This is a genomic window from Paucimonas lemoignei, assembly GCF_004342585.1.
In the GTDB taxonomy this organism is placed as follows: Bacteria; Pseudomonadota; Gammaproteobacteria; order Burkholderiales; family Burkholderiaceae_D; genus Paucimonas; species Paucimonas lemoignei.
In genome coordinates this window covers 1-1412 of sequence record NZ_SLZQ01000032.1, presented here as the reverse complement: position 1 = coordinate 1412, position 1412 = coordinate 1, and the positions used below count along the sequence as shown (strand labels likewise).

The window sequence follows — 1412 nt, the reverse complement described above, 5'->3', positions numbered from 1 at the left end:
CTATTTAATTAGTAGTTGTAGATACCGAGATCCCAAGGAGCGGAGCGGGTAACGCCATTCTTGTCGAGCGAGACATTGATGCTTTCACCGTTGTAGCCAGTGAACGAGACAGCAGCACCGCGGTTACGCGCCGGGCTGTTGGCTTGCAGCGCCCAGTTCGAGGTGTTGGCAACGAACAGCGGATCACCCGTGACAGCATTGGTCTGTGACGGCACGCCCGAGCAGTTGTAGAAGTTGTTGCTATCTACCTTGTAGGTACCCGAGTACGAACCCGAGTGCGCCTGGGCACCGTTACAGATGATGATGTTGTTCACCAGGGTCGGATTGGTGGTGTTGGCACGGAAGCCCGTGTTGTAACCGCCCTGCATGGTGACCACGCCACCGCCGATGACGACGTTGTTGAAGAAGGCGCTATCCTTGGCGCCGGCAAACACCAGCGCATTCAAGTGACCGGAGTCATTGATGACGACGTTGTTGTAAGCGACGGAGTTGTAGGCTTCGATCTTGGCACTTGGGTCAAAGAAGCAAGTATCGCAGGAATAGCCACCCAGGTAGATGCCATAACCGTCGTTGTGCTTGTTGCGCACCACGTTGCCATAGATCTGGGCACTACGCACGCCACCCTTGGCGAAGATCGACACGCCATACTGATCCTGACCCGTGACATTGTTGTTGCGGATGATGGATTGCTTGCTGTTGAAGATCTCCAGGGCGTTGTCCGCTTCGACATTCTCGATGATGGTGTAGTCCTGGTTGGACTTGATGCCTTCGGAACGAGCTAGGCCGCCAGTCAGCTTCAGGCCATCGGCATGGAAACCAGCCGAACCGGATGTCGGGTTTGACGGGGTCGGGTTAACGGTATTCCAGGCACGGATATGCACGTTGGACGAGGTGTAGGTACTGCAAGAGTTACCACCGATGCCGAAGGTCAGGTCCTTGACGGTGATGTAGCTGGCGTTAATGGAGAAGCCAGGTTGGCAGCCTGAGGTCGAGGACACGATGGCTTTCCACTTGTTTTGCGCCTTGAAGGTAATCGGCTTGGCGGCGGTGCCGGAACGGTTGAAGCCGATCGAGCCTTCGGTGTAGGTGCCGTCCATCAGCACGACGGTGTCGCCGGCGTTGACGGTGTTGGCGGCCTTCTGGATGGTGCGCCACGGAGCGGAAGCCGAACCGCTGTTGCTATCGTTACCATTGGGCGACAGGTAGTACGTCGGACCGGTGGCAGCCTGAGTCGTCGTAGTGGTGGTCGCCACGGTAGTGGTGGTCGCCCGCGCAGTCGTCGTGGTGGTCGCAGCCTTTGTGGTAGTGGTTGGCGCTGCCGTAGTGGTGGTGGCAGCACGAGTGGTCGTCGTGGCTGCTGCGGTTGTCGTGGTCGCAGCGCGGGTGGTTGTCGTGGCTGCTGCAGTAGTCGT

Annotated in this window: 1 protein-coding gene; it reads right to left on the bottom strand. The window is 58.1% G+C overall.

Annotation, left to right across the window (positions count from 1 at the left end):
- Positions 1 to 8: 8 nt before the first annotated feature.
- Positions 9 to 1412: chondroitinase-B domain-containing protein (locus EDC30_RS19325; protein ID WP_132260577.1), on the bottom strand; the 1404-nt coding region annotated here is incomplete at its 5' end.